Here is a 23739-nt window from a genome sequence, read left to right as displayed (position 1 = left end):
TGGGCTTCTTAGAATGTTTTGAGGACGTCAAATGGGCTCTCCACTTAGTTAATAACTTAGGATTGAGCCCTAATTTAACAGCTGTAGCTATGACTGTATCGGGAGAATTTAAAGATTGTTGAACAGCAGCCTCTTTAAAGGCTGCCGTATAGGTTTTACGTGGCTTAATTTTCATGACACCTTATCGCTTATATAAGGTGTCCACTATTAGGGGGTCACATCAGGGTCGAGGGTCGAGGGTCGAGGGTCGAGGGTCGAGGGTCGAGCAGAATAGTTTAATCAATGTTCAAATGCTCACCACTCTGTGCTTACATAAAACACTAGCTTCAGAGCCTTCACACTAGCCTAAACCCCTTCACTCTAACCTATGTGCTTTCACTTTGGGCGTCATTCTGAACTTGCTTTAGAATCCATATCTTTTATGCTCATCTCCTTGCCTAGTACAGCCCTCCCAGCTCTATCTATAGCTCAGTAGTAAGTCATAAGGTTAGGTACTAGCACCTAGGAACTTTGTCCTCTCCAGCCTTTCTACAGGCAATAAAAAAGGAGGCATAAGCCTCCTTTATCTAAATCTAGTCGATATTAACGACGTAGACCTAGCTTCTTGATTAGTTCCTGGTAACGAACATTTTCAGTACGCTTCAGGTATGCAAGAAGTTTACGACGTGTGTTTACCATACGTAAAAGACCACGACGTGAGTGATGATCATGCTTGTGCTCTTTAAAGTGACCTTGCAGATGGTTAATCTGTGCAGTTAAAAGAGCTACCTGAACTTCAGTAGAACCAGTATCGCCTTCACAACGACCGAATTCGGCCAGGATTGTTGCAGTTTGTTCAGCATTTAGTGACATTTTGTCTCTCCAAATAATGCATTAATAAGCTTTAGCCAATCACTAACTCAGCTAAAGTGAGCGCGGCATTTTACCTATTCTAGATAAGATACGCAATAACTATCTGTAACCTAAGCTTGATAAAGCCCAATACAGATAACATTCGATATAATCAGTTCGACTCAGAAGATGGATCACGCACCACAATCAGGCGTTTAGGTGCTAATAAGCCATCATCATTCATAGAACCAATACCAACAAATTTATGTTCATCGCCAATAGTGATCCGAACTAATTCGCCGTCATCAAGCCCATCGATTACAGGCACTTGAACAGGGTTTCCGTTCATCAAATATGGCGCAACGCTGTCAGATAAGTTAATTTCTTTAAACTTGCTGACAGCCGTGTCCATAGGCAATAACAAGGGGTCCAGCACAGTTTTTGGCTCAATCTCTTCAGCCTCAGCTTTCGCCACCATCTCATTGAGCTGCTCAAGGCTGACCATACGCTCGTAAGGATATTCAGCTACCTGCGTTCTGCGTAACATGATCACATGGGCGCCACAACCTAACATCTCACCAAGATCATCGGTGATAGTGCGAATATAAGTTCCTTTCGAACAATGAATATCCAGCGTCAACTCATCGCCTTCCAGGCCGATAAAGTTAAGCTCAAAGACATTGATTGGACGTGCAACTCTGGGAACCTCTATGCCTTCACGGGCATATTTATACAGAGGTTGACCTTGATATTTAAGCGCCGAGTACATGGAAGGGACTTGCATGGTTTCACCACGAAAGTAATCCAATGACTCCATCAATAGCTCTTGGCTAAAATTAACGGGACGGGTCTGTACCACTTCGCCGTCGGAATCACTGGTATCGGTTCTTTCCCCAAGCTTAGCCGTTACGGTATATCGCTTATCGGCGTCAAGAAGATGCTGAGAGAACTTTGTAGCCTCTCCAAGGCAGATAGGAAGCATGCCCGTTGCTAACGGGTCCAACGCACCGGTATGGCCCGCTTTAGCGGCATTAAAGATGCGCTTGACTCTCTGCAGAGCAAAGTTCGAACTCATGCCAGTATCTTTATCCAGGAGTAGTATTCCATCGATAAAGCGACCACGAGGACGACGAGCCATTACTCTTCACCTTCCGACTTATCATCTGTGTTTTGTGGTGTATCTTGCTGATCAGAATGCTGCTTCTGCTTTGCTTCATCATCGCTGATCACACGAGAAACCAGGTTAGACATGCGCATACCTTCTACCAACGAGCTATCGTAGATAAAACGAAGTTCAGGCATGACCCGCAATTTCATGCGCCCTGCGACCAATGAACGGATGTAACCGGCAGCAGCATCTAACGCCTCAACCTTCTCTTGAACAAGCTTTTCATCTTCTTCAAAGAAAGTCACATAAACCTTCGCGTAGCTCAAATCACGAGATACATCAACGTCATTGACTGTGACAAAACCGATACGAGGGTCTTTCATATCACGCTGTAACACTTGAGCCAACTCTTGTTGTAACTGCTGTGCAATACGACGTGTTCGACTAAATTCTCTTGCCATAATAATTTGCCATTATGTTGTAAATAAATAGCTTTCCCATGAAAGCTATCTAAATAAAAAGGGCGGCTAACGCCGCCCTCTTAACGCTTTACGCTTCTAAGGAGCGTGCTATTTCGATTGTTTCGAAGACCTCTATCTGATCGCCAACTCTGACATCATTATAGTTCTTCACACCGATACCACATTCCATTCCGTTACGAACATCGGCAACGTCATCTTTAAATCGACGAAGTGACTCTAGCTCACCTTCATAGATAACAACGTTTTCACGAAGTACGCGAATTGGTGCGCTGCGCTTGATGGTACCTTCAGTAACCATACAACCGGCGATAGCGCCAATCTTAGGAGACTTAAATACATCACGAACTTCAGCAAGACCAAGAATCACTTGCTTAAATTCAGGAGCAAGTAGACCGCTCATCGCATTTCTGACTTCATCAATCAAATGGTAGATAACACTGTAGTAACGTAGATCTACACTTTCGCTATCGATAACTTTACGTGCCTGTGCATCGGCTCGAATGTTGAAACCGACCATAATGGCATTAGAAGCTGCTGCAAGTGAAGCATCAGTCTCAGTCAAACCACCAACGCCGCGGGCGATGATATTAACTTTAACTTCATCAGTTGAAAGCTTGTTCAATGAATCTGAAATCGCTTCAAGTGAACCTTGTACATCGGCCTTAAGCACGATATTGAGTTCCTGAACTTCACCTTCAACCATGTTAGCAAACATGTTTTCAAGCTTAGACTTCTGCTGACGTGCAAGCTTAACATCACGGAACTTACCTTGACGATAGAGTGCAACTTCACGAGCTTTACGCTCATCACGAACTACTGTCGCTTCATCACCTGCAGACGGTACTCCTGAAAGGCCTAAGATCTCTACAGGAATTGAAGGACCGGCTTCTGTGACAGCTCTGCCATTTTCATCGCGCATAGCACGAACTTTACCGTATTCCAGACCACAAAGAACGATATCGCCTTGCTTAAGTGTACCTTCCTGAACCAATACAGTTGCAACCGGACCACGGCCCTTATCCAACTTAGACTCAACAACCACACCTGCAGCCATGCCTTCTTTGATAGCTTTAAGCTCGAGTACTTCAGCTTCAAGAAGAATGCCTTCAAGCAGCTCATCGATACCTTCACCGCTCTTCGCTGAAACGTGAACAAACATGTTGTTTCCGCCCCAATCTTCAGACATCACACCGTGCTGTGAAAGCTCACTCTTCACACGCTCAGGATCGGCTTCTGGCTTATCCATCTTGTTAACGGCAACGATCAGAGGTACGCCACCCGCTTTCGCGTGTTGAATAGCTTCAATAGTCTGTGGCATAACACCATCATCAGCAGCAACAACCAAGATAACGATATCAGTTGCCTTCGCACCACGAGCACGCATGGCTGTAAATGCCGCGTGACCAGGAGTATCGAGGAAGGTGATCATGCCATTGTCAGTTTCAACGTGGTATGCACCGATATGCTGGGTAATACCACCGGCTTCGCCTGAAGCAACTTTAGCTCGACGAATGTGATCAAGCAGTGAGGTCTTACCGTGGTCAACGTGACCCATGATAGTTACAACCGGAGCGCGTGATTCGGCTTGAATATTACCGTCACGATCCGCAAGTACTTGATGCTCGAGTTCGTTTTCACGAGTCAGAACAACTTTATGTCCCATCTCTTCGGCAACAAGTTGAGCAGTTTCTTGATCAAGCACCTGGTTAATAGTAACCATAGAGCCCATCTTCATCATCTGCTTGATGATTTCAGTTGCCTTGATTGACATCTTAGATGCCAGCTCAGAAACTGAAACGGTTTCACCAATGCTTACATCGGTTTTAACTGCGGCTACAGGCTTAGTGAATGCATGATCCATAGACTCAGGCGCGACACTACGATTGTTACGGGCATTACGTCCACCGCGTGCATTACGGCTATCACGACGGTTATCTTTACCGCCACGACGCTTGCCTTTACCTGTGTTTGCAGGTGCAGCCGCTGGTGCAGGTGTAGCCTTACGAGGACGACGACCGCGCTTCTCAGCATTAGCATCGGCAGTATCTTCCGCTGCACGCGCTTCTGTAGAAGTCGTTACGTGATGATCACCAGTCTTCTCTGATTCTTTACGTTGCTTCTCTTCATCAGCCCAACGAGCAGAATTTTCTTCAGCAAGCTTTCTCGCTACTTCTGCAGCTGCTTTGGCTTCTTCATCAGCTTTAGATTTAGCCGCTGCATCTTTAGCAGCTTGAAGCTTGTCGGCTTCATCTTGCGCCGCTTTCTCTTCAGCGGTAACCGCTACAGGCTTAGCTTTCTCAGCTGCGCTGGCTTTAGCCTTCTCTTTCGCTTCAGCATCGGCTTTAGCCTTAGCTTCTGCTTTAGCTTTCGCTTCGGCATCGGCTTTAGCTTTTGAAGCCGCTTCTTCAGCAGCTTTAGCTTCTGCTTCCGCTTTTGCAGCCGCTTCAGCTTCAGCATCTGCAGCAGGATCACGCTTAACGAAAGTACGCTTCTTACGCACTTCGACCTTAACATCCTTAGTATCACGACCAGAGCCGACACTTAAGGTCGACACTGACTTGCGCTGCAGTGTCATTTTAGTTGGAGCTGATTCGCCGCCATGTTGCTTCTTCAAAAAATCTAACAATTGCTGTTTTTCTGACTCGGAAACTGTGTCAGCTTTAGATTTCTTAATACCGGCCTCGGAAAACTGCTCAACTAATCTGTCTGCACTTTTTCCTACTTCACTGGCCAGCTTTTCTACTGTTGTATCTGCCATCTGTAAAATCCCCTCTGTTGAGCGAGTTATTCTTCGTCGCCAAACCAACAGATATTACGGGCTGCCATGATGAGCTCACCAGCCTTTTCTTCTGTCAATTCTTCAATGTCGATCAAGTCATCAATGCCTTGTTCGGCTAAATCTTCTAGTGTAATAACGCCTTTACTCGCGAATACAAACGCTAGATGTCTCTCTAGACCTTCGAGTGCAAGTAGGTCCTCACTTGGCTCGGCACCATCAAGCGCTTCTTCTGAAGCGAGTGCACGAGTAGAGATCGCAGCTTTAGCGCGCTCTCTTAAGGTTTCAACGATATCTTCGTCAAATCCATCAATTTCCATAAGCTCAGATGTTGGTACATAAGCCACCTCTTCTAACGAGGTGAAGCCTTCATCAGCAAGCACTTGTGCAAAATCTTCATCAACTTCTAATGCCGAAACAAACAAGTTAACGACTTTAGCACTTTCAGCTTGATGCTTAGCTTGCATATCAGCAACAGTCATCACGTTAAGTTCCCAACCAGAAAGTTGAGTCGCCAAACGAACGTTCTGACCATTACGGCCAATTGCCTGAGCTAAGCTATCGGCTTCAACGGCGATATCCATCGAGTGGTTATCTTCATCGACGATGATAGAAGCTACGTCAGCGGGTGACATTGCATTGATCACATATTGGGCTGGGTTATCATCCCAAAGTACGATATCAACACGCTCACCATTAAGCTCATTCGAAACGGCTTGAACACGAGCACCACGCATACCAACACAGGCACCGATTGGATCGATACGACGGTCGTTAGATTTCACGGCGATCTTTGCGCGTGAACCCGGATCACGAGCTGCGCCCATGATCTCGATCATCTCATCGGCAATTTCCGGCACTTCTACACGGAAAAGCTCAATCAGCATATCCGGCTGAGTACGAGTCAAGAACAGTTGAGCGCCACGAGCTTCAGGGCGAACGGCAAATAGTAATGCACGAACACGGTCACCAGGACGGAAGCTTTCACGAGAGATCAGGTCTTCTTTAAACAACACTGCATCCGCATTGTTGCCCAAATCGACCACGACACTTTCGCGATTACTCTTCTTAACGACACCGGTGATTAACTCACCTTCTTTGTCTTTAAACTGATCGACTATTTGAGCTCGTTCGGCTTCACGTACTTTCTGTACGATCACTTGTTTGGCAGTTTGAGTCGTAATACGGTCGAATACCACTGATTCGATATCGTCTTCGATATACTCGCCAAGCTGGATTTCAGGCTCTTCAAATTGAGCCGCTTCCAGTGTAATTTCACTAAAAGGGTTCTCTAAAGGCTCACCCGTGTCTTCAACAACCATCCAACGACGGAAAGTTTCATAACCACCGGTTTTACGATCGATCTCTACACGAACTTCGATGTCGCCTTCATATTTTTTCTTAGTTGCTGTAGCTAAGGCTATTTCCAGCGCTTCGAAAATCTTCTCGCGAGGAACACCTTTCTCATTTGAAACCGCCTCAGTGACTAGCAGAATCTCTTTATTCATCCTCTTGCCTCGTTGATTTTTGAATCCATCAAAACTTAGCGATTAGGTTGCCTTTACGGATATTATCCAAAGCAATAATCAGTTCGTTACCATCGACTGTCAATGAAAGCATCTGCCCCTCAATGCCTGTGACGGTCCCCTTTAAATTACGACTACCCGCAACAGGCATAGTCAGTTGAATCTTTACAGTCTCATCGATGTAAGCAGCATATTGCTCAGCTTTAAATAGCGGCCTGTCTACACCGGGAGAGGAAACTTCTAATGTGTATTCGGTTGAAATGGGATCCTCAACATCGAGCACAGCACTGACCTGACGGCTGGTTTCGGCACAATCTTCGATGAAAATGCCTTTTTCATTATCTATATATACTCTTAGGATTGAGTGTTTGCCTGCTTGAACATACTCCAAACCCCAAAGCGTGTGGCCAAGTGCTTCAACTGGAGATTTAAGCATATCTTCCAGTCTATTTTCTATAGTTGCCAAGGTTACCCCCCGAAAAACAAAAAAGGGACATATAGCCCCAGTATAACGCCGTAAAAACGGCATTCTTTAAGTCCCAGATAACAAAAAACCCCGTAATAACGAGGTCGTTGAGTTTAGAACCTGTAAACAATAAGAGACTAGTATAGTCTGTTACTGAGAAGCTGGTTGCGGGGGCCGGATTTGAACCGACGACCTTCGGGTTATGAGCCCGACGAGCTACCAAACTGCTCCACCCCGCGTCAACTGGTGCAAGTATATTGAGATTTCACTCTACTTGCAATAATAAAGCAAAACTGATGTTTGCATTATTATCTTTGATTTCGAATTAAGAAACCAAAAATTTGGTGCGGATGGGGGGACTTGAACCCCCACGAGCTTGCGCTCACCAGCCCCTCAAGCTGGCGTGTCTACCAATTCCACCACATCCGCATGTGATTGTAACTCTTTATTATCTGGCCTTTGTTGTGACATTGAGGTGATCACGACCTTGATAAAAGGAACTAATTATTTAGTCCCTACCAATTCCAGAAATTTAGCTTAGTCTGGAATTTTCTCTTCAGACTTTTCGCTCTCTTGCTTAACTTGCTCTGTTACCTGTTCGGTAACTTGAGCAGCATCTGAGCTTAAATCTTTCCACGCATCTTCAGACTTAGTATGGTTCGCACTCAAGTTGCCGATTATCAGGCTAAGAGCAAAAAAACCAATCGCTAAAACTGCAGTTGAACGGGTCAAAAAGTTACCAGCACCTGATGAACCGAACAGAGTGGCTGATGCACCGGCGCCAAAAGAGGCTCCCATGTCAGCACCTTTACCTTGCTGGATTAAAATCAGTCCTACTAGACCAATTGCAACCACCAAGTAAACAACCATCAATACTTCGTACATATTATGCGCTCATCGCTATGGAACATAAACTTAGAAACTCGGTAGAGTTTAAGCTCACACCGCCAATCAATCCACCATCTACATCAGGTTGTGCAAATAAATCTGCAGCATTACTCGGTGTTACGCTACCACCGTACAAAATCCTGATATTTTCTCCAATATATGGAGACACTTCAGAGAGGCGTTTGCGTATAAACGCATGAACTTCCTGTGCCTGCTCTGGCGTAGCACTCTTACCGGTTCCCACAGCCCATAAAGGCTCATAGGCGATAATCGCGTTATCAAATGCCATGGTGCCATTTTTTTCAATGACTACATCTAACTCTTCGGCGATAACTTCAAAAGTTCTTCTCGCTTCTCTAGCTGGACCAGACTCACCGACACAAAGTATTGGGGTCAAACCATGTTTTTGTGCTGCTGCAAACTTCTCAGCAACGATATCACTCGTCTCTCCGTACATACGGCGACGTTCGGAGTGTCCGATAATAACATATCGACATCCTGAATCCTTTAACATCTGCCCTGACACTTCACCAGTATAAGCACCGAAGTCATGTTGACTCAGGTTTTGTGCGCCCATTCTGACTAGACAACCGTTTAAAGCGTCTTTATTAGCGTCTAACTGCTGACGTACACTTTCTAGATATATGCTTGGTGGACATAAGACCACTTCCGCTGAATCATCTTGAAGCTTAGTAGCGAATTTATTGAATAACTCCAGCGCTAACTGCGCACTGCCATTCATTTTCCAGTTACCAGCGACCATTGGACGTCTGAGTGCCATCTCTGTCTCCTCTGAAAGCGGCGAGAATCATAGCGAACCACTCATGAACTTACAATAGCAAAAGTGGTAAAATTTTGATTCTCTGGTCGGAACGATGTTTTTTTACACGCTACGACCCATTTATTAATCAAGTGTGATTCAAAAACAGGCTAAACATGGTTTAACTAAATATGTTTAGCCATAACAATCACATTTTCGTTTATTGCCGGTTAAACTAAGTTTCTTACCGCATCGGCAATATAGTTAGCGTGTTTAATCACATCGGCTTCTATATCGCCCTCGACCATGACCCGAATTAAGGGCTCAGTGCCTGACTTACGCAGCAATACACGACCACGTTCACCCAGTAGCGCTTCAACTTCACTCTTTGCAGCCAGGACTTGTTCTGACTCTAGTGGGTTGTGTGTCCCTTCGAATCGAACATTGACCAGCACCTGAGGTAACATCTTAATGTTCTCGGTTAGCTCCTCTAGCGTTGCGTTACGTCGGCGCATCGCAGCTAATACTAAAATACCGGCAACGATACCATCGCCGGTTGTGCCATGATCCAGATTCAAGATATGACCCGAGTTTTCACCACCGATACGCCAACCCTTCTCCTTCATCATGGTCATCACATAACGGTCACCCACGTTAGAGCGATCAAACGGTATGCCCAACTCCTGTAACGCAAGGTCCAGCCCTAAGTTTGACATCAGGGTTCCAACCACTCCACCGCGCAAGACACCCCGCGATTGGGCATCACAAGCCAGGATATAAAGGATTTCATCACCATCGATGACTTTACCATGACGGTTAACCATCATGATCCGATCGCCATCACCGTCTAGGGCGATACCAAGATCGGCTTTCTCTCCGATAACGGTTTCACGGATTTTGCCCATAGAAGTGGCACCCACTTCATGGTTGATATTCAGCCCATCGGGTTTATCCCCTATGGCTATAACCTCGGCACCTAACTCTCTAAATACGTTCGGAGCAATGTGATAGGTTGCGCCATGGGCACAATCCACAACAATCTTTAAACCATGTAGAGTATGCTCGGCTGGAAAATTACCCTTGCAGTATTCGATATAACGACCCGGCGCATCGTCTATACGTGACACCTTTCCCAATAGGTGCGACTCGACACAGATCAGGGGCTTATCGAGTTCACGTTCGATCTCGAGCTCAACCTCATCATCGAGCTTACTGCCGTCATTTGAGAAAAACTTAATACCGTTATCATAGTAGGGGTTGTGAGATGCACTGATCACCACACCAGCCTCGGCTCTGAAGGTACGCGTTAAGTAGGCGACCGCTGGCGTAGGCATAGGGCCCATCAACATCACGTTAAGTCCGGCAGCCGATAAACCAGCTTCCATCGCCGACTCAAAAAGATAACCTGAAATTCGGGTGTCTTTACCGATAATGACTTTCTTAGTACCGGATCTGGATAATACTCGCCCCGCTGCCCATCCAAGCTTTAGCGCTAATTCGGGCGTCATTTTACCCGCACCGACCTTACCTCGAATGCCGTCAGTTCCAAAAAATTTTCTCACGTAAATAACCCCATCAAGTATTCCGGATTCAAAGCCGAAACCGGAATATGAAAATAATAATATCTCTTACTCTACCGCTTCATTCATAACTGAAGCTGAATAATAAATTCTCGATTGTCATCGCCCACACCCGCCTCTATCTGCGGGTAGATACTTAGCTATTCAAATCGTCTATCGCAACTGACCGAAATGACGCGTCGCATCCAGCACCTTCAACACATCAACCGTCTCAGGGACATCGTGTACTCTGAGAATGTCTGCACCTCGCTGAGCCGAGAGCATGACACCGGCTAAACTTCCAGCAAGACGCAGAGAGACATCACGGCTAAGCAGGTTCCCCATCATACTCTTACGAGAGAGACCGACAAGTATTGGTGTCCCCAAAGACTTGAACTCCCCGAGCCTATTGAGTAACTCATAATTATGCGCTAAAGATTTCCCGAAACCAAACCCCGGGTCAATAAGCAGTTGCTCTCGCTTCAGTCCTGCATCACAACACGCCTGAATACGCTGTTCAAAAAACTGTTTTATCTCATCCACAACATCGCTATATACAGGTGCGGTCTGCATACTTCTGGGCTGCCCTTGCATATGCATCAAACAAACAGGGACCTGTAACTTGGCCGCCATCTCTAATGCACCCGGTTCTTGTAGCGCACGTACATCGTTGATGAGATGTGCGCCCGCTTCTACAGCCTGCTTCATCACCTCAGCTTTGCTGGTGTCGATAGATATCCAGACATCATGATGCTGAGCGATATACTCAACCAGTGGGATCACTCGGCTAAGCTCTTCGCATAGGTTTACATCGGCGGCGCCTGGTCTTGTCGACTCACCACCGATATCGATGAAGCTCGCACCCTGTTCGACCATCTCATCGGCATGCTTGCATGCTAATTCAAAGCTGGAATACTCACCACCATCGGAGAACGAATCGGGAGTGACATTGAGGATCCCCATCACTAATGGCTTTTCCAGAGAGAGGCACTTTTTGCCGCTGACAAATTGAAACACAAAAACTCCAACTTAATCCGTTTATAGATCCCGGAAACAAGAAAACCCCATAACGGGGTTTTCTTCATTCAACTAAATATTAATTACTTAGCCGTTGACTCATCAATGTCTTTAACATCGGGGGCGGCACATTGCTCTGACTCAGGTTTAACTTCATCTTCAGATGAATCCTTTTTGTCAGATTCAACAGGCTTACCACCAGTATCATCATTGCTTGAGCCATTATCATCCATATTCCAATCCTTTGGTGCACTCACCTCTCGGCGTTGCATCAGATCTTCGATCATGATTGCATCTATGGTTTCATACTTCATCAACGCATCTTTCATCGCATGAAGTATATCCATGTTATCGTTGAGGAAGTTCTGTGCGCGCTGATAGTTATTATCGATAAGCGTTTTGACTTCCGCATCGATGATGCTGGCAGTTTCGTCAGACATATGCTGAGTCTTACCCATGCTACGACCCAGGAATACTTCATTGTCGTCTTCGGCATAAAGTACCGGACCTAACTTCTCAGAGAAGCCCCACTGAGTCACCATATTACGGGCAATCGAGGTCGCATACTTAATATCCTGAGATGCACCGGTAGAGACTCTTTCACTACCATAGATGATCTCTTCGGCCAAACGGCCACCATAGGCCACCGAAATTTGACTCTCTAACTTCCGACGGCTCTGGCTTATCGCATCGGCTTCAGGCAAGAAGAAGGTCACACCTAAGGCGCGTCCGCGTGGAATGATCGTCACCTTATGTACAGGATCGTGCTCAGGGACGAGGCAACCAACGATGGCATGGCCCGCTTCATGATAAGCCGTCATCTCTTTATCTTCTTCAGACATCACCATAGTGCGGCGCTCTGCACCCATCATGATCTTATCTTTCGCGCTCTCAAACTCTTCCATACCAACGATACGGCGGCTACCACGCGCTGCAAACAGTGCGGCTTCGTTCACTAGGTTAGCCAAGTCGGCACCAGAGAAACCTGGCGTGCCACGAGCGATAACACTCGCTTTAACATCATCGGCAAGAGGTACTTTACGCATATGCACTTTAAGGATCTGCTCACGACCACGAACATCAGGAAGACCGACGACCACTTGACGGTCGAAACGACCAGGACGAAGCAGTGCAGCATCCAGCACATCCGGACGGTTAGTCGCGGCGATAACGATGACACCTTCATTGCCTTCGAAACCATCCATCTCAACCAACAACTGGTTCAGTGTCTGTTCGCGCTCATCGTGACCACCACCGACACCCGCACCACGCTGGCGACCTACGGCATCGATCTCATCGATAAAGATGATACATGGGGCTGACTTTTTAGCTTGCTCAAACATGTCACGTACACGAGAGGCACCAACACCAACAAACATCTCTACAAAATCAGAACCTGAAATGGTAAAAAATGGCACCTTTGCTTCACCGGCAATGGCTTTAGCCAGCAAGGTTTTACCCGTACCAGGAGGACCAACTAAAAGCACACCTGTAGGAATTCGACCACCCAACTTTTGGAATTTAGTCGGCTCTTTCAGGTAATCGACCAGCTCTTTAACGTCTTCCTTAGCTTCGTCACAACCTGCAACGTCTCCAAAAGTCGTCTTGATCTGGTCTTCACTCATCAACTTAGCTTTACTCTTACCAAAAGACATGGCGCCTTTTCCACCACCGCCCTGCATCTGACGCATGAAGAATATCCATACACCGATAAGCAGTAACATAGGGAACCACGAGATGAAGATTTGAGTTAAGAACCCAGACTCTTCAGCTTCCTGTCCCTTCATGGTTATGCCTTTACGATCGAGATCATTAATCAGATCTTTATCTTCCATAGGCATGATAGTGGTGAACTTCTCTCCGGTACGCTTAGTCCCTTCGATCGTACGTTGATCGCTTTTTATTTCGACAGTATTTATCTGCCCACTGCGAACATCATCTAAAAAAGCGGAATAATCCATCTTCAACGCTGTGGATGAAGAGGGGGAGTAACCCTGAAACACAGACATCAACACAACGGCGATGACTACCCAGAGAATTAAATTTTTTGCCATATCACTCAAAATTACTAGACCTCATAGAGTCTTGCGATTACTGACGTTAGGGTACTACAACTTATACCCTGTCGCCACAAGATAGACTTCGCGCGAACGAGCTCGCGAAGAGTCTGGCTTACGTGTTTTGACGGTTTTAAACGCCTCTCTAACTGACTTCATGTACTCTTCAAAGCCCTCCCCCTGAAAGACTTTTACAGCAAAACAACCGTTAGGTGCCAAAACTTGATGACACATGTCTAATGCTAATTCAACCAAATACATGGCTCGAGGCTGATCGACCCCGCCAGTACCACTCATATTAGGTGCCATGTCAGATAAGACAACATCGACTTTCGCATCCCCCACTCGGGTAAGCAAAGCATCGAGCACCTTTTCCTCTCTAAAATCACCCTGAAGAAAGTCGACACCAACAATTGGGTCCATAGGTAAAATATCACAAGCGATAACTTTACCATTGTCTCCTGCTAGTTTAACGGCAACTTGGGACCAACCACCAGGGGCAGCCCCTAAATCGACCACAGTCATCCCCGGTCGAATTAATTTATCTTTCTCTTGAATTTCTTCAATTTTAAACGCGGCTCGCGAACGAAATCCCCGTTTTTGAGCTAATTTGACATAGTGATCGTCAAAATGTTCCTGCATCCAACGTGAGGAACTCGCTGTTCGTTTTTTACCTGACATTCAAAATCCGCAACAAATGAGAGTTACATAAAGACTATATAAGGGTAGAATAGCGTTTTTTCAACAGTAACTCAGCATAAAGTTGGTAGAAATGAACTTAACAACCAAACAAAAACAGCACTTAAAAGGCTTAGCGCACAATTTAAAGCCAGTAGTGATGCTTGGTTCCAATGGTCTGACTGAAGGTGTACTGGCGGAAATTGATAGTGCACTCACTCATCACGAGCTGATCAAAGTGAAAGTAGCTTCTGGTGACAGAGAGCTAAAAAATGCAATCGTTGATGCCATTATTCGTGAAACTCAAGCTGTAAAAGTACAGCTTATCGGTCACGTGTTAGTACTATTTCGTCAATCTGAAGAGATGAAAATTGCTATTCCAAAAGCAAAGTAATCTTTTTTGAACATGGTCGTCTCCAGTCACGGTAATAATACAGAGAATATCTCTGCGTTAACCTGATTTGAGAAAGACACTAATTGTTTATTTCACTCCTTCCTGAGAAATAAACAGTCAGAGTTAAAGATAAAAAAGAGCCACTGAAATTCAGTGGCTCTTTTTTTTGTCCCTATCAATGCTTCCGCTTTATGGTGTTTCAGGTATAGGCATGAGCTTATAATGTTCCGAATTAACCCCAAAGAGCTCAGGCAAACAGGTTCCCACCGATATCGATGACCAGGTTCCGGTCAAAATTCCGATAAACATCGCAATAGAGAAGCTTTCCAGCGGTCCACCTCCCATCACCCACAGTGCACTCACCGTCATCAATGTCGTACCACTGGTTACCATAGTCCGCGAGAAAGTTGCCTTCACCGCACTGGTACACACATCTGCTATGACCATCTTAGGTTTTGAAGTTAATAACTCCCTAATCCTATCGGCGATAATTATAGAGTCGTTGAGTGAATAACCTAAAATAGCCAACACTGCGGCGAGGACAGTTAAATTAAACTCCATCTGAGTCAGTGAGAAGAAAGCCAAAACGAAGACAACGTCGTGAAACAGCGCAAATAGCGCTCCGCTGGCAAGGCGCCACTCGAACCGAAAACTCAGATACCCTAAGATACATAACATAGCAACCAACAAGGCTAATCCGCCCTGCTCTGCTAACTCCTGACCAATTTGAGGGCCAACGATGCTCGAATTAAGTACCTCAACACCACTCTGTAACGGGATTAGCACCTGCTCAATATCCAAGGCGTTAGCGCTCACATCCCCCGAGGTTTCCGCCTGACTATACCGCAATACCCAGCGTCCGGGTTCACCAGCCGAGATAACACTCACCTCCTGTTCGGACACTTCTCCCAACAAGCTTTGGATTTGGTTCGCTTTAATATCACTGTCCATACGGACTTCTGTAACCACACCGCCGGTAAAATCCAGTCCCCAATTAAACCCTTTGACAGAAATTACCGCCAGGGAAATAATCATTAAGGCCTGAGAGATACAGCTCGAAAAGTAGCGCCATTTTGTTAGTCTGTTCATTCTATTAGTATTAATATTCATATTACACCTTCACATCGCGGCTAAAGTCACGTCCATATACCCAATTAATCAATGCTCGAGAAGCGAAAATCCCTGTGAACATGCTGGTTAGCAGCCCAAGCCCTAAGGTTAAAGCAAAGCCTTGAATGGGTCCGTTTCCTATTGAATAGAGCACTACTGCGGTGATCATAGTGGTAAAATTAGCATCAAAAATTGTCGACACTGCGCTATCAAAACCTCGGTCGATTGCGTGAGCAAAGCCTCTTCCCTCCTTTAATTTATCCTTTATTCGCTCGAAGATAAGTACATTGGTATCGACCGCCATTCCCACGGTTAACACTAAACCAGCGATACCCGGTAGGGTTAACACGGCGCCGGGTATTAATGCCAGCAAGCCAAATAAAATCACCATATTGGAAATCAGAGCCACATTGGCAACCCAGCCTAAGCGGCGATACCAGAACCCCATAAAGACCAAGGTCATCGCCATTCCCAGAGCCAAGGCAGAAAATCCATTCGTGATATTTTCCGCACCGAGACTAGGCCCAATGGCGCGTTCCTCTACTATGGTAACCGGCGCGGTCATAGAGCCGGCCCGAAGTAATAGTGCTAACTGCTGCGCCTGTGAATAATCACCTGCCCCGGTAATGCTAAAGCGATCGCCAAGTTGGGATTGAATCGTCGCAACACTGATAACCTCAGTACTGTGAGTCACCTTGCCTTGCTCATCACGGCTGTATTCGCTATAGGATGTCGCCATCGGCTTACCGATATTGTCACGAGAGAAGTCGGACATCACTTTTCCACCGGCTCGATCCAGATGGATCACCACCTCAGGCATCCCCATCTCTCCCAGGCTCGCCCTGGCATCGACAATATGCTCCCCACCGAGTACCGGCTTTCTGGCCACATAAACAGGAAGTTCTGATTTATCCTTTAAGATTTTAGCGTTTACCGATCCGGCATCTTTCACTTCATAAAAAGCCAGGCTCGCCGTTGCGCCAATAACACTCTTTGCCGCTGCCGGATCCTGAACACCCGGCAGTTCGATTCTAATCCTGTGCTCCCCCTGACGCTGAACTAAGGCTTCGGTGATCCCCAGCTGCTCGATTCGGCTGCGCATGATCTGCAAGTTCTGCTTTACTGTGAGATCGCGAATTTTAACCTTCTCGTCCGGCTTAAAATCAGCCTTCAGAGAGCTATTCTCTAAGTTCGTTACCTGCCAAATCGGATAATTAGTTTTAATGAACTGTCTGATGTCTCCTCTGTGGCGAGCATCCTGCATAGTGATGACAACACCCAGCTCACTGTCCAGGCGGACACCGACACCATTTAAGCCCTGCATACGGGTAAACTGGCGGACAGAATCGACCAAGGCGTCATAATGTAGCTGGTATACAGGTTCGACCTCGACATCCAACAAAAACTGCACTCCACCACGAAGATCAAGCCCAAGTTTAATCGGTGTAAACCCCATGGAAAGTAGCCACTCAGGAGCCGCAGGGGCTAAGGCGAGTGTCAGCTGTGAATCATCCTCAACCCTGTTATGTAAAAGGGCTTTAACCTGGCTCATTTGAGCTTCTTGCTCGAGTACGATAACCATTTCGTGACCTGTTTGGGTGATCCTCTTAACTTGGATCCCTTCATCCACCAAGACTCTATTGAGGGCCTGAGGTGTCAGATTTAAGCCAGCTTTAGCACCGACTTGAATCGCCGCATCTTCTCCATACAAGGTTGGTAATGCACTGAAAAGCATGATGATAAAAGTTATCACCAGCACCACATACTTCCACACCGAATAGTGATTTAATATTTTGTTATTACTTTGTTTTCTCATGTTTCTTGCTCATTTTATATTTGCTAAGCACTATAAAATTCTCTTTTTACCGTGGGTCAGACACAGAAAATGGCATTCCTAATTCGAATGCTATAAAGGCAAAAAGACAATAGAATCAAGCCATCAAAAAAGTGGCTTAGTTAAGCTAATACCAATCTCACTAAATTGGTGATCAGTTCAGAGCCATTCAGGCCTTTCAATTCAAGGCGCATTGATGAGGAAATGGCTATTCCCTTTTAAGTCAATGCAACGCTGAAGTGGAATGCCTGGGAGGCTCACATAGTGCGGGTTTCAAAACACTGTATGCTGCGTTAGATGCTTTCGATATAGAATAACTATTAGCTTCAAACATCCGTCTTGCCTACAGTGTTTTGAACTCCCGCTGAAAGATCACATATTTAGTAGGACTGGTATTACTAGCTAAATGAGGTCGTTTGCAAAAAACGATACAAGAGATTGGACTCTTTCCACCCCGAAACTCTGGATGGCGCTGTCCCTATGTGGAGGGACCAATCTAATGTTGTTGGTAGGTCAATACGATAGCCAATGCTAAAGGAGGGGGTTGGCGGTGATACAAATTCGAAGGCAAGTAGATAATCGGGCTTACTCTGCAAAGGATCATGCTGAGCAAAACTGATGAACCGTTGTGAGATGAGCGGAACGAACCTTGAATCATCATGATCTTGGCTGTGAGCTCGGTTCTGGTTTGAGCCGTCATGTCCGAGTAGCGGTTTGTCCGAACCAGATTGAACTGCGAGGCTGGTAAGCACCCGGTTATCCAAATTAGATTGCTGAACATCATGGTTTAAATTAACGTTTTCGGAACAACCAGCCGACACAGGGGTCAGAAAAATTCCCCCTATGAACAATATGATTAATCCAAAACGCAAATAAGCCAGCACTCTCGCCCCTGAAATAAAGTTATATAAGGGATATATGATAGAGAGTGTAGCAATCAGAAACAAATTAATTTTTCACCATGTTCACCGGATGACAAAGGTAAAACGGATACAAAAAAACCGCTATATTAGCGGTTTTTTTTAATAATATTTTAAGGATTAAATATATTCTACAGCGGTGATCTCATACTCGGTAATACCACCTGGTGTGGCGATATTAACTTCATCATCAAGATTTTTACCGATCAAGCCGCGGGCAATAGGTGAGCTTACCGAAATAAGGTTCTCTTTGATATTGGCTTCATCTTCACCAACAATGCGGTAAGTCACTTCAACATCGGTATCAATGTTTAAAATTGTCACCGTTGTACCGAAAATGATGCGGCCGGTGTTTGGCATTTTAGTCACATCGATGATCTGCACGTTAGAGAGTTTACCTTCAATATCGCGTACACGGGCTTCACACAAACCTTGCTCTTCACGTGCGGCATGATATTCGGCATTTTCCTTCAGATCGCCAAGCTCTCTCGCTTCACCAATTGCCTGAGCAATTACAGGACGCTTTTCGAACTTTAAATAATCTAATTCTTTACGCAGTCGCTCTGCACCAACAACTGTCATCGGAACCTTGTTCATAATCCTCTTTCGTCTCCTTTAAAACAAAAGCCGCCATGCAGACTTCGAGTCCACAGGTCTAAATACTATAATAAGGCCATTCTATACGCTGAACGCCTTCTATGCCATCGGCTAATACCGATCGTTATAAATCAATCTATCAGCCTACCTAACCTTTTAAACAGATTCCAGTACTCTCGATGCAAACAAGCTAAAACCATCTCAAAAAAATAGTTGAATCACAAGTTCACCATAAAATTTATCCAAACGATCAGTTTCAAACAAAGACAAAAAAGGCCGCAAACGCGGCCTTTTGTAATTAAGCAATTAATATCACTTAATTTTACGATGCAATTCTTGCACAGAGTTTACATTACTACGATCATCTGCCGAGTGAGCCATACAGGTCGCAAACGCAGCATTCAAGGTTGTCGTGTAGTTAACCTTGTATCTCAAGGCACCACGACGCAACTGGCGTGAATCTTCAATCGCCTGACGACCTTCGGTGGTGTTAACTATGTAGGTGTACTCATCATTCTTTATACGGTCAAGAATGTGTGGACGACCTTCATGTACCTTGTTAACCAGACGAGGATTGATACCCGCTTCACCTAGTACAACTGCGGTACCGTGGGTCGCGTCGATCTCATAACCTAAGCCAATTAACTTAGCCGCTAAATCGACAACACGTGCCTTATCACTGTTCCGAACAGACAATAACGCGCGGCCAGACTTAGGTACTTCGCTGGTGGCACCAAGTTGAGCCTTAGCATAGGCTTCGGCAAACGTTTCACCAACTCCCATCACTTCACCGGTTGAGCGCATCTCAGGGCCAAGCAGAGGATCCACACCTGGGAACTTGTTGAAAGGCAATACCACCTCTTTAACAGAGTAATAAGGTGGGATAACCTCCTGGGTGAAGTTCTGTGACTTAAGGCTTTGACCTGCCATCACTCGTGCCGCAATCTTAGCTAAAGGCACACCTGTCGCTTTAGAGACAAATGGCACTGTACGCGCTGCGCGTGGATTAACTTCGATCATATAGATCTCATCATCCTTCACCGCAAACTGGACATTCATCAAACCGATAACGCCAAGCTCCATCGCGAGCTTACCCACCTGCTCACGCATACGATTTTGAATATCGTCACTTAAGCTATAGGGTGGCAGTGAACAGCCTGAATCTCCCGAGTGAACACCCGCTTGCTCGATGTGCTCCATGATAGAGCCGATAACAACGGTCTCACCGTCACACACGGCATCGATATCAATTTCAATCGCGTTATCCAGGAATCGGTCCAGTAGTACCGGTGATGCATTTGATACGCTGACCGCCTCGTTAAAGTAACGACGCAAGTCCTGCTCATCATAAACAATCTCCATCGCACGGCCACCCAGTACATAAGATGGACGAACGACTAATGGATAACCAATACGCGCAGCTGAAATAACCGCACTTTCAACCGTAGTTACCGTATCATTTTCTGGCTGCTTCATCTCGAGACGCTGAATCGCCTGCTGGAAACGTTCACGATCTTCGGCGCGGTCAATCGCATCCGGGCTGGTACCGATTATCGGCACACCGGCGGCTTCGAGTTCACGTGCCAGCTTAAGCGGAGTCTGGCCACCGTATTGAACGATAACACCTTTCGGCTTTTCAATACGGACTATCTCGAGGACATCTTCAAGGGTAACAGGCTCAAAATAGAGTCTGTCTGAAGTGTCGTAATCGGTCGATACAGTCTCAGGGTTACAGTTCACCATGATGGTTTCGTAACCATCGTCACGCAGCGCTAACGCCGCATGAACACAACAGTAATCAAACTCGATACCTTGACCAATTCTGTTTGGCCCACCACCTAATATCATGATCTTGTCACGATTTGATGGTGCTGCTTCACACTCCTCTTCATAGGTAGAGTACATGTAAGCCGTATCGGTTGAGAACTCAGCAGCACAAGTATCGACGCGCTTGTAGACAGGGAATATCTCATGTCTGTGACGCAACTTTCGCATCTCAGATTCGCTAACACCCAATAAAAGTGAAAGACGAATATCTGAGAAACCTTTACGCTTTAACTTACGTAAGAAGCCTTCATTCAAACCTGACATACCAGAGTCTTTAACTTCTGACTCAAGATTTATCAGCTCTTCAAGCTGAACAAGGAACCATGGGTCGATATTGGTCAGGCCAAAGATATCATCGACAGAAAGTCCGGCTCGGAAAGCATCGCCAATATACCAGATACGCTCGGCGCCCGGTTCTTTAAGCTCATGACGAATACGCGACATAGCTTCTGGTTCATCGATATCGATTATCGGGTCTAAACCATTCATGCCAACTTCAAGGCCACGAAGGGCTTTTTGTAGCGACTCCTGGAAAGTACGGCCAATGGCCATCACTTCACCCACTGACTTCATCTGAGTCGTGAGACGGTCATTCGCACCGGCAAACTTCTCAAAGTTAAAGCGTGGTAATTTAGTCACGACGTAATCGATTGCAGGCTCAAATGATGCTGGTGTATGACCACCAGTGATATCATTTTTAAGTTCATCTAGTGTATAACCAATGGCCAATTTTGCCGCAATTTTAGCGATTGGGAAGCCCGTTGCTTTAGACGCAAGTGCAGATGAACGTGATACACGTGGGTTCATCTCGATGATAACCATACGGCCATCAACGGGGTTGATACCAAACTGTACGTTTGATCCACCCGTCTCAACACCAATCTCACGCAGTACAGCAAGTGATGCATTACGCATCAGCTGATACTCTTTATCAGTTAGGGTTTGTGCTGGGGCGACCGTAATAGAGTCACCGGTATGAACGCCCATAGGATCAAAGTTTTCGATAGCACAGACGATGATGCAATTGTCATTGCGATCACGCACCACTTCCATCTCATACTCTTTCCAACCAATCAAAGATTCATCGATAAGCAATTCGCTCGTCGGTGAGAGTTCAAGACCCTGAGAACAGATCTCCTCGAACTCCTCTTTGTTGTAGGCGATACCACCGCCACTGCCACCCATGGTGAATGACGGGCGGATAATACAAGGGAAACCAAGCTCTGCCACTACGGCATTCGCCTCAGCCATTGTGTGGGCAATACCGGCACGAGGACACTCAAGACCAATGGCTTTCATTGCCTTATCGAAACGGCTACGATCTTCAGCTTTATCTATCGCATCGGCAGTCGCACCGATCATCTCAACATTAAACTCTTCGAGGACGCCTTTGCTCTCTAGCTCAAGTGCACAGTTAAGTGCAGTCTGGCCGCCCATAGTCGGAAGAATCGCATCAGGGCGCTCTTTGGCAATAATGTTACGAACAACTTCCCAGTGAATTGGCTCGATATAAGTCGCATCGGCCATCTCTGGATCGGTCATAATAGTTGCAGGGTTAGAGTTAACGAGGATGACTCGGTAACCCTCTTCACGCAGCGCTTTACAAGCCTGGGCACCAGAGTAATCAAACTCACATGCTTGTCCGATAACAATCGGGCCAGCACCCAGGATAAGAATACTTTTTATATCTGTACGTTTTGGCATCTCTTAAACCTTCTCCCGGACTATTTGGCGTGTTGACGATACAAGTCTATAAGTTCAATAAAATGATTGAACAAAGGAGCTGCATCATGGGGACCCGGACTCGCTTCAGGGTGTCCCTGGAAGCTAAAGGCTGGCTTATCCGTCAAATGTATTCCTTGCAGCGAACCATCAAACAGCGACTTATGTGTCACTTTAATATTATCAGGTAGGCTATCCTCATCAGCCGCAAAACCGTGGTTTTGGCTGGTGATCATTACGTTACCTTGCTCGATGTTACTGACTGGATGGTTAGCGCCATGGTGACCAAACTTCATCTTTGAAGTTTTAGCTCCAGAGGCTAATGCCAACAACTGATGACCCAAACAGATACCAAAAACTGGGATATCCGTCTTTAAGATCTCTTGAATTGCAGCAATTGCATAGTCACATGGTTCAGGATCACCTGGTCCATTCGATAGGAAAATCCCATCAGGATTCATAGCTAACACTGTCGATGCAGGAGTTTTAGCAGGTACAACAGTCACATCACAACCACGGTCAACAAGCATACGTAAAATGTTACGTTTCACACCGTAGTCATAAGCTACAACTTTGTATTTTAATTCTGATTCAGGTGTATCATCCGGCAGACCACCGACTAAACGCCAGCTTCCACTTCGCCACTGATAACTGGTTTCAGTCGTCACTTCTTTGGCTAAATCCATGCCTTTTAAACCAGGAAATGCGTTTGCTTCGGCAAGAGCCTTAGCCACATCCTGTTCACCGACCAGAATACATCCAGCCAGAGCTCCTTTTTCCCGCAAAATACGAGTCAACTTACGTGTATCGATATCTGCAATACCAACAATATTGTTGGCTTTAAGATAATCGCTTAAGCTTTGCTTATTACGAAAGTTACTAGCAATTAAAGGAAGATCTCTAATAATCAGACCACGAGCATGAACTGAGTCAGATTCTGTATCTTCATCATTGGTACCCGTGTTACCAATATGAGGATAGGTTAGAGTTACAATTTGGCGAGAATAAGACGGATCAGTCAGTATCTCCTGGTATCCAGTCATTGAAGTGTTAAAAACCACTTCACCAACAGCATGTCCATCGGCACCAATTGCTGTGCCAGAGAATACAGTTCCATCTTCGAGTACGAGTAAGGCAGACTTTGTCAACGCGACCTCCATATAGAGCCAAGCCACTGAAATATAATG

Annotated in this window: 19 protein-coding genes and 2 tRNA genes; 1 reads left to right on the top strand and 20 read right to left on the bottom strand. The window is 45.8% G+C overall.

Annotation, left to right across the window (positions count from 1 at the left end; translation table 11 throughout):
• The 15 genes from EKG38_RS20875 to rlmE all read right to left on the bottom strand — a co-directional run.
• Window positions 1-175: transposase (locus EKG38_RS20875; RefSeq protein ID WP_148103761.1), on the bottom strand; the 175-nt coding region annotated here is incomplete at its 3' end.
• A 407-nt stretch (window positions 176-582) separates the two neighbouring features.
• Window positions 583-852, bottom strand: coding sequence for a 30S ribosomal protein S15 (gene rpsO, locus EKG38_RS20870; protein ID WP_126522750.1), 270 nt, complete (start codon window positions 850-852; stop codon window positions 583-585).
• A 151-nt stretch (window positions 853-1003) separates the two neighbouring features.
• Entirely contained in the window at window positions 1004-1969 is a 966-nt protein-coding gene (gene truB / locus EKG38_RS20865; protein ID WP_126522747.1) for a tRNA pseudouridine(55) synthase TruB, read from the bottom strand.
• Entirely contained in the window at window positions 1969-2400 is a 432-nt protein-coding gene (gene rbfA / locus EKG38_RS20860; protein ID WP_126522744.1) for a 30S ribosome-binding factor RbfA, read from the bottom strand. Before rbfA ends, truB begins: the two co-directional genes overlap by 1 nt.
• Before the next feature lie 88 nt (window positions 2401-2488).
• Complete coding sequence (gene infB / locus EKG38_RS20855) at window positions 2489-5179, bottom strand: translation initiation factor IF-2 (RefSeq protein ID WP_126522742.1); 2691 nt, start codon at window positions 5177-5179, stop codon at window positions 2489-2491.
• Window positions 5180-5205: 26 nt separating this feature from the next.
• A complete protein-coding gene (nusA, locus tag EKG38_RS20850; RefSeq protein WP_126522739.1) occupies window positions 5206-6705 on the bottom strand; it encodes a transcription termination factor NusA in 1500 nt (499 codons plus the stop codon).
• 28 nt (window positions 6706-6733) lie between these two features.
• Window positions 6734-7189 (bottom strand): ribosome maturation factor RimP, encoded by a 456-nt coding sequence (gene rimP, locus EKG38_RS20845; protein WP_126522736.1) that lies wholly within the window; start codon window positions 7187-7189, stop codon window positions 6734-6736.
• Between the two features lie 162 nt (window positions 7190-7351).
• Window positions 7352-7428: transfer RNA gene (locus EKG38_RS20840), tRNA-Met, on the bottom strand.
• A gap of 103 nt (window positions 7429-7531) precedes the next feature.
• Window positions 7532-7618, bottom strand: a tRNA-Leu gene (locus tag EKG38_RS20835).
• A 108-nt stretch (window positions 7619-7726) separates the two neighbouring features.
• Window positions 7727-8074, bottom strand: a complete 348-nt coding sequence (gene secG / locus EKG38_RS20830) for a preprotein translocase subunit SecG (protein ID WP_126522733.1) — start codon at window positions 8072-8074, stop codon at window positions 7727-7729.
• A gap of 1 nt (window position 8075) precedes the next feature.
• The gene (gene tpiA / locus EKG38_RS20825) at window positions 8076-8858 is read right to left on the bottom strand and encodes a triose-phosphate isomerase (protein ID WP_012143727.1); all 783 of its coding nucleotides are present in this window, start codon (window positions 8856-8858) and stop codon (window positions 8076-8078) included.
• A gap of 209 nt (window positions 8859-9067) precedes the next feature.
• On the bottom strand, window positions 9068-10405 hold the full coding sequence (gene glmM, locus EKG38_RS20820) for a phosphoglucosamine mutase (RefSeq protein WP_185826924.1): 1338 nt from the start codon (window positions 10403-10405) through the stop codon (window positions 9068-9070).
• A 165-nt stretch (window positions 10406-10570) separates the two neighbouring features.
• A complete protein-coding gene (gene folP, locus EKG38_RS20815; protein ID WP_439332673.1) occupies window positions 10571-11359 on the bottom strand; it encodes a dihydropteroate synthase in 789 nt (262 codons plus the stop codon).
• Between the two features lie 137 nt (window positions 11360-11496).
• Window positions 11497-13476, bottom strand: coding sequence for an ATP-dependent zinc metalloprotease FtsH (ftsH, locus tag EKG38_RS20810; protein WP_126522725.1), 1980 nt, complete (start codon window positions 13474-13476; stop codon window positions 11497-11499).
• Window positions 13477-13521: 45 nt separating this feature from the next.
• On the bottom strand, window positions 13522-14151 hold the full coding sequence (gene rlmE, locus EKG38_RS20805) for a 23S rRNA (uridine(2552)-2'-O)-methyltransferase RlmE (RefSeq protein WP_012143731.1): 630 nt from the start codon (window positions 14149-14151) through the stop codon (window positions 13522-13524).
• 91 nt (window positions 14152-14242) lie between these two features.
• Between rlmE and yhbY the strand changes: the two genes are divergently transcribed.
• Window positions 14243-14542, top strand: a complete 300-nt coding sequence (yhbY, locus tag EKG38_RS20800) for a ribosome assembly RNA-binding protein YhbY (RefSeq protein WP_126522723.1) — start codon at window positions 14243-14245, stop codon at window positions 14540-14542.
• Between the two features lie 189 nt (window positions 14543-14731).
• On the opposite strand, the gene secF is transcribed toward yhbY, so the two are convergent.
• From secF to carA, 5 genes are all read right to left on the bottom strand, one after another.
• Window positions 14732-15652, bottom strand: a complete 921-nt coding sequence (secF, locus tag EKG38_RS20795) for a protein translocase subunit SecF (RefSeq protein WP_185826922.1) — start codon at window positions 15650-15652, stop codon at window positions 14732-14734.
• A gap of 1 nt (window position 15653) precedes the next feature.
• A complete protein-coding gene (gene secD, locus EKG38_RS20790) occupies window positions 15654-17468 on the bottom strand; it encodes a protein translocase subunit SecD (protein ID WP_126522720.1) in 1815 nt (604 codons plus the stop codon).
• Window positions 17469-18526: 1058 nt separating this feature from the next.
• Window positions 18527-19003 carry a transcription elongation factor GreA gene (gene greA / locus EKG38_RS20780; protein ID WP_126522718.1) on the bottom strand — a complete coding sequence of 159 codons (477 nt, stop codon included), beginning with the start codon at window positions 19001-19003 and terminating at the stop codon, window positions 18527-18529.
• Window positions 19004-19315: 312 nt separating this feature from the next.
• On the bottom strand, window positions 19316-22534 hold the full coding sequence (carB, locus tag EKG38_RS20775) for a carbamoyl-phosphate synthase large subunit (RefSeq protein ID WP_126522715.1): 3219 nt from the start codon (window positions 22532-22534) through the stop codon (window positions 19316-19318).
• Between the two features lie 20 nt (window positions 22535-22554).
• Window positions 22555-23712: a glutamine-hydrolyzing carbamoyl-phosphate synthase small subunit gene (carA, locus tag EKG38_RS20770; protein ID WP_126522712.1), complete on the bottom strand. Its 1158-nt coding sequence runs from the start codon at window positions 23710-23712 to the stop codon at window positions 22555-22557.
• Between the last annotated feature and the right edge of the window lie 27 nt (window positions 23713-23739).

The organism is Shewanella canadensis (assembly GCF_003966225.1).
Classification (GTDB): Bacteria; Pseudomonadota; Gammaproteobacteria; order Enterobacterales; family Shewanellaceae; genus Shewanella; species Shewanella canadensis.
This window is presented reverse-complemented; position numbering and strand designations above follow the sequence as displayed.